This window comes from Malikia granosa, assembly GCF_002980595.1.
In the GTDB taxonomy this organism is placed as follows: domain Bacteria; phylum Pseudomonadota; class Gammaproteobacteria; order Burkholderiales; family Burkholderiaceae_C; genus Malikia; species Malikia granosa.
In genome coordinates this window covers 1-5,828 of the sequence record NZ_PVLQ01000025.1, presented here as the reverse complement: position 1 = coordinate 5,828, position 5,828 = coordinate 1, and the positions used below count along the sequence as shown (strand labels likewise).

At 60.8% G+C, this 5,828-nt stretch carries 4 protein-coding genes and 1 pseudogene; 4 read left to right on the top strand and 1 reads right to left on the bottom strand.

Translation table 11 applies throughout. The annotated features are described in order from the left end of the window. Positions 1-635: 635 nt before the first annotated feature. Entirely contained in the window at positions 636-836 is a 201-nt protein-coding gene (locus tag C6P64_RS17935; RefSeq protein WP_146115885.1) for a hypothetical protein, read from the bottom strand. Between C6P64_RS17935 and C6P64_RS07775 the strand changes: the two genes are divergently transcribed. The 4 genes and pseudogenes from C6P64_RS07775 to C6P64_RS07760 all read left to right on the top strand — a co-directional run. Beyond that, complete coding sequence (locus tag C6P64_RS07775; protein ID WP_105747993.1) at positions 820-2,034, top strand: ABC-three component system protein; 1,215 nt, start codon at positions 820-822, stop codon at positions 2,032-2,034. The two genes, C6P64_RS17935 and C6P64_RS07775, sit on opposite strands and share 17 nt — an antisense overlap. Next, entirely contained in the window at positions 2,031-2,546 is a 516-nt protein-coding gene (locus C6P64_RS07770; RefSeq protein ID WP_105747992.1) for a three component ABC system middle component, read from the top strand. Before C6P64_RS07775 ends, C6P64_RS07770 begins: the two co-directional genes overlap by 4 nt. After that, entirely contained in the window at positions 2,543-4,489 is a 1,947-nt protein-coding gene (locus tag C6P64_RS07765; protein WP_105747991.1) for a DUF3732 domain-containing protein, read from the top strand. The genes C6P64_RS07770 and C6P64_RS07765 overlap by 4 nt, the downstream gene beginning before the upstream one ends. Positions 4,490-4,640: 151 nt before the next feature. Next, positions 4,641-5,240, top strand: a pseudogene (locus tag C6P64_RS07760) (IS5 family transposase); the annotation flags it as partial. Positions 5,241-5,828 lie beyond the last annotated feature (588 nt).

Genomic DNA, 5,828 nt, shown 5'->3' with positions numbered 1-5,828 from the left:
AAGAAGCCCCATGTGTCGCTGGCCAAGCTGCTGGCCAAAAAGGCAGTAAAGACACCTTGAAATCACTCGCCCTTTCTGCTGCGCAGGTACAAAAAAGTTTGTACCTGCGCAAAAAAGTCTGTACCAATCCCTGCTTGTATGCACAGCATGCGTGAGATGTATCTGTACCCGACCTATTGGGCAGCAACTCGTCAACTCAGCCGGTCGTCTGCTACCTTTTGCACAGGCGACTCTACCGCCAGAAGTTGGTCGCCGTCGTGTACTCACGCCTTAAGGCCTGTCGGAAACCTCGCAGTTCCAAAAATCACGAAGACAAAGCCGGAAAGTTGTGGAACCGCGGCTAGCGCATGCTCCTTCGCAGGCACGCAGTCGTCGTCGCTGCTGGGCACCGGACTGGGCTCGGAGTGGGTGTACCAAAGCCCAATGCAATGAAGCCCCTGCTGCTGGCTGTATCCAGACATTGCACGAAAAAGACGCGATGTCGGCGATGCAGCGGTTGCGGCCTTTCGCGTAGGCGGTTCGTACTTCCCCTATCTATTACTCTGCGATCTTTGCGAGCACTGGTTGAGCGAGAGCTGATCTCGCCGAGTCGAGCGTATGCAACGGGCTGCTACCATTTGTGATAATGAAAATAATCAAGAGAGATCAAAAACATGCTTGATCTTTTCGATACCGGTCGGCTGGTCCACCGATACGGTAAGTGACGCGGCATCGCGTATTTGGTGGCAGTTGCTGCGCCATTTGCCATGGTGCTCGACAGGGCTGGCGTGCCACGCGTTGCCGTGGCATAGCTCGAATTCAGGACAGGAGGTATCCACAATGATCCCAACCAGCATCTCCACCTTCGGTGCCGCCCCGTCGATGGTGGGCTACCTGTACCAGGTCCGGCTCGCCCTGCTGTGGGCAATTCGCCGCAGCCGTACCAGCGACTTCATTATCAACCTGGAGACGCTGGATGACGTGAGTTTCGAACTCGGCGGAGAGCCTCTGGCGGTGCTGCAGGCCAAGCATTCGCTGAAGGCGGCTGCGAACCTGACCGATATGAGTGCGGAGCTGTGGAAGACGCTGCGCGTCTGGATGGTCGGCCTGACCAGTGGTGAAATTCCGATTGGCACGGCGCGCTTCCTGATCACCACCGCTGCAGCAGCGCCAGGAAGCGCATGCGCGGCCCTGAGTATCGAAGGCCGTGATCGCGACGTGGCAGAGGCCGGCAAACGCCTCAAGCATGCAGCAACCAGTTCCAGCAACAGCGAACTCAAGCCGGCTTTCGAGGCATATCTGGCGCTGGCGGAAGCTGAGCGCGAAGCGTTGTTGGCGCAGGTGTACGTCATCCCGTCACAGCCTGACGCCGTCCAGATTACCGAACAGTTACAGTCCGAGCTTTACCATGTCTCCCTGAACCATCAGGCGCTGTCGGTGCAGATGCTCGAAGGTTGGTGGTTCAAGAGGGTGCTAAATGAAATGGTCCACCCGGAGGGCGGCATCCCTCGCGCCGAGATCGACGCACAGATCTCGGACATCCAGGAGTCGCTGAAGCCCGACGCCCTGCCCATCGATGACGACTTCGACTCGCTGATGGTCGCGCTGGAACAACTGCCCGAGTTCGCCAATCGCCCCTTCTACAAACAGGTGGAGCTGGTCAGCGGCAGCCAGCTGCGCATCCGTAATGCGATCACCAGCTATCTGCAAGCCTTCCGGCAACGTTCTGCCTGGACCCGTCACGACCTGCTGTTCGATGCCGACCTGGACAAGTACGACAAGCGCCTGCAGGCCGAATGGGAGCTGCAGTACGGCCAAGTCTGCGACGAGCTCGGTCCGGATGCCACCGAAGCGGTAATGACGCAGGCGGGTCGTGCCCTCCTGAAGTGGGCAGAAGACGCACATATCTCCATCCGTTCCGGTGTCAATGTCCCGTGGGTCTGCCGAGGTTCTCTGCACATGCTCGCAGAGGACATGCGCGTGGGCTGGCACCCGCAGTTCGAGACCCGACTGAAGGCCGTACTCGACGCGGTCGTGCAAGGGAAGACGGCATGACGGCTTGGCAGGATCGCACCATCGAACAGCGCAACTTGCTCAATCCAGCCTTCTGCGCGATTGCGGTGTGGCATCTCGCGCGCGGCTATGCCACCGAGGCAACGGCGCTCGGTACAGATCAGGTGGGGCTCCCGTTTAAGTTGGCCTTCGTGGGGATGAGCCTCGTTCTACGTGGCCAGACGCGAGAGCAATTGCCCCGCACGATCACGAGTTCGCTCGCCACCTGGGTGCACGATCACCCGCTGGAGCGGTCAGCCGTTGCAAAGGGCGTGGTCGTGTTGCGGCAGACGGTCCGCGAGGCCTTGCTGTTCGGTACGCAGCACGAGTTACTCGCGCTGGATGGCCCCTGGATCACCAGCGGCGAATCACAAACCAAGAAGATAAAGACTTACCTGGGCGCATCGAGCGCAGAGGTCAGGGACTGCATGCGCCAGGCCGCGTTCGTGGGTCGTTGGCTGTGCAAAGCGGGGGCGCCCACAACTGTGTTGGCGCTATTGGGAGTTCAAGCATGATTCAGATTCGTGCCGTAGTGATCTACAGCCACGACGGACGCCAGCGAGTGGTACCCTTCGAACCGGGCAGCGTCAACATCATTTCCGGAGACTCGCGCACCGGCAAGTCAGCCATCCTGGGCATCATCGACTACTGCTTCGGGGCCAAGGAGATCGACGTGCCCGAGGGCAAGGTACGCCGCAATGTAGCCTGGTTTGCGTTGCTGCTACAGACGCCTCGCGGTCAGGCCTTTGTAGCGCGGCAGCTGCCGAGAGGTGACGGTAAGTCCAACGAAGCGGTCTATGTGCAGACCGACACGGAGGTCAACATTCCTCCGGCATCGGCACTGCGCCAGACGACCAACCGGGAAGGGCTGCGTTCGCTGTTGGCCTCCTGGACCGGCCTGTCGGACTACCTGCATGAGCCTCCGTCCGGGCAGACGCGCGACGCGCTGGCCGCAACCATCAGCCATGCGCTCACCTTCTGCTTCCAATCCCAGAATGAGATCGCGCAGCGCAAGCACCTGTTCCATGGCTCCAGTGATAGGTTCGTGGCGCAGGCGATCAAGGACACCCTGCCCTACTTCCTGGGCGCGGTCACCGATGACTACGTCGCCAATCAGCAGGAGCTCAAGCGCGTTCGCGCCGAGATCCGCCAGATCGAGCGCCGGCTTGCAGAAGCCGCCGCAATCCGAGGTGATGGCGTGGGACGCGCGGACACGCTACTGGCGGAGGCCAAATCGGTAGGCATGAGCGGGCTCCCCGACAGCGCATCCTGGCAGGAGAAGCTCGACACGCTTCGCGAGATTCAGAACAGGCCGGTGCCCTCGACGGTGGCAGAGGTTGACAGCGACGCCGAGTTTCGACGGCTATCCGCGGTGCGCAGCGAACTCCTGCAGGAGCAGCGCACCTTGGAGTCCACGCTCGAACGCGCCCGCAGCTTCGAAGGCAGTTCCAAGGGCTATTCGGCAGAAGCGCGCGAACACACTGCGCGCCTGCAAGCAGTGAGCGTCTTCGAGCATGACCAGCCGGGACACGCCTGCCCGTTGTGCCTGCAGGGGTTACCCGAAACCTCGAGGGTTCCGTCCATCGGCGACCTTCGCGCCGCCCAGGACTATATCGGCGAACGCAGTGGCGCGATGGATTCGGCGACCCCGCGCATCGAGATGGCCATCCAGGATGTCGAGACCAAGCTCTCAGACGTACGGCGCCGCATGGAAGACAACCGTGTCCTGCTGACAGCGGTTAAGCGTGGCAACCAGCGCCTGCAACTGGCCTCGGACATGGAAGTGCGGCGCGCCATAGTGCTAGGCCGGATCAGCCTGTATTTGGAGAACATCCCGCAAATGCCCGACCTCAGTGAACAGCAGGAGCGACTGAAGGAGCTGAGACTACAGGAGGACCTACTCGACGAGGCTGTCAGTGCTGACACCATCCAGGCGAAGATGGAGTCCTGCCTGTCCAACGTAAACCGGTATCTCTGGAACTACGCCAAGCAGATCGACCTGGAATATTCCGATACGCCCTTGCGCCTGGACCCTCGCAACCTGACCATCGTGGCGGACACACCGGAACGGCCGGTGCCTATGCGCGAGATCGGTAGTGGTGAGAACCATGTCGGCTATCACATCGTGGCGCATCTAGCGCTGCACACCTGGTTCGCGAGCCGCGGTCGGCCGGTTCCGTCCTTCCTGCTGCTGGATCAACTGTCCCAAGCGCACTTCTCTCCAGACACGGTGCCGGGCGAAGGTCTGACGCAGGAGAAGATTGATGCCGACCGTAGGGCCGTGAAGCGCCTCTTCGGCCTGATCTTTGACGTGGTCACAAGCCTAGATGGCAAGTTCCAGGTGATCATCACGGATCACCCGTACTTTAGTGATGACGCCCACTTCCAGACCGCGTTACGAGAACGCTGGCGTGACGGTCTCAAATTGGTGCCCGAAGATTGGACACGCGCTTCCTGAGGGGTATCTGGGGGGCGCCCGTCCTGCTGCTGACGGATGACCGGCAACGGCGGGAGCCGTCATCGAGGCACTAACGCGGAACGACTGCAGCCAACCTAACAGCGGCTAACACAACTGGACAATTTGGCGGTATCGGGGTAGGTTAGCTGGCATGGCAAGAAGACCTATCAGCGATGAACTGTGGTTGACCCTGGAGCCGCTGCTGTCACCGTTCATCCCCTCGCCCAAGGGCGGACGCCGCCGCTCGGTCGATGACCGGGCTGCCTTGAACGGCATCCTGTTCGTGCTGCAGACGGGCCTCCCATGGGAAGACCTGCCCCAAGAACTGGGCTTGGGCAGCGGCATGACTTGCTGGCGACGCTTGCGCCATTGGCAGGCCAGTGGGGTCTGGTCGAAGCTGCATCAGGCCATGCTCAGCAAGCTGCGCGAGCATGACCGTATCGACTGGAGCCGAGCCAGCATCGACAGCGCCAGTGTGGCCAGCCCCGGGGGCCAAGAGACAGGCCCGAACACGACCGACCGGGGAAAGCTCGGCAGCACGCGTCACCTTGTAGTAGATGCGCAAGGCATCCCGTTGGCCCTGACGGTGACGGGGGCGAACCGCCACGACTCGATGGCATTCGAGGCCACGCTTGATGCACTGGTGGCCGTACCAGGCTTGCGGGGACGACCCAGGAAGCGCCAGGACAAGCTGCATGCAGACAAGGGCTACGACTTCGAGCGCTGCAGGCGCTACTTGAAGCGCCGCGGCATCCTGGTAGCTGCCGATCCAAGTGGTTCGACGCATTGGGCTACGGCAGAAATGCATTCTTCTCGTCCAAGCGACTTTGGATATCACTTGATGGCAAGAATATCCACAGGCCGCATACCCATGATAGTCTCCCATCGAGATGATGGGTTCCGCCCAGTATGCGCCTCGGAACTGGGGACACGCTAACGCACTTCATCTACGGAGCAGGCGGAGTCAGCAGCTGGCCGTCGGCTGCCGGGTCAAGTACCGGTCTCGGCCAGCAGCAGACACAGGGAGCAGTTTCCGAAACCGGCCGTTCGATGCGGCACCGATGGCCTCCGGGCCGAGGTAGTGAATCCGCCAGGATTGACTTGTGCCGCCCTACCTTGCGGTTGCTTTGGTGCGAATTCCACCTGGCGCAGAGCGCTTGGCTCCGCCGTACGACCTTGCTGTTGTCAACGGAGCTTCCCTAATCTGGTCGGCTTTTCGTGAGCAGCTAAAAAACTTGACTTATAGGATGCCAAATGGCCCTGTGATGCTTCCGAGTGTGCACTTTCATGACCTAACAGGCCGTTGAAAAATACACCGTCGATGCCTTCAAGGTCACCA

What these genes read in the sequence shown, in the direction of transcription:
- C6P64_RS07775 (WP_105747993.1), top strand. Translation starts at nt 820, where the DNA reads ATGATCCCAACCAGCATCTCCACCTTCGGTGCCGCCCCGTCGATGGTG.
- C6P64_RS07770 (WP_105747992.1), top strand. Translation starts at nt 2,031, where the DNA reads ATGACGGCTTGGCAGGATCGCACCATCGAACAGCGCAACTTGCTCAAT.
- C6P64_RS07765 (WP_105747991.1), top strand. Translation starts at nt 2,543, where the DNA reads ATGATTCAGATTCGTGCCGTAGTGATCTACAGCCACGACGGACGCCAG.
- C6P64_RS17935 (WP_146115885.1), bottom strand. Translation starts at nt 836, where the DNA reads ATGCTGGTTGGGATCATTGTGGATACCTCCTGTCCTGAATTCGAGCTA.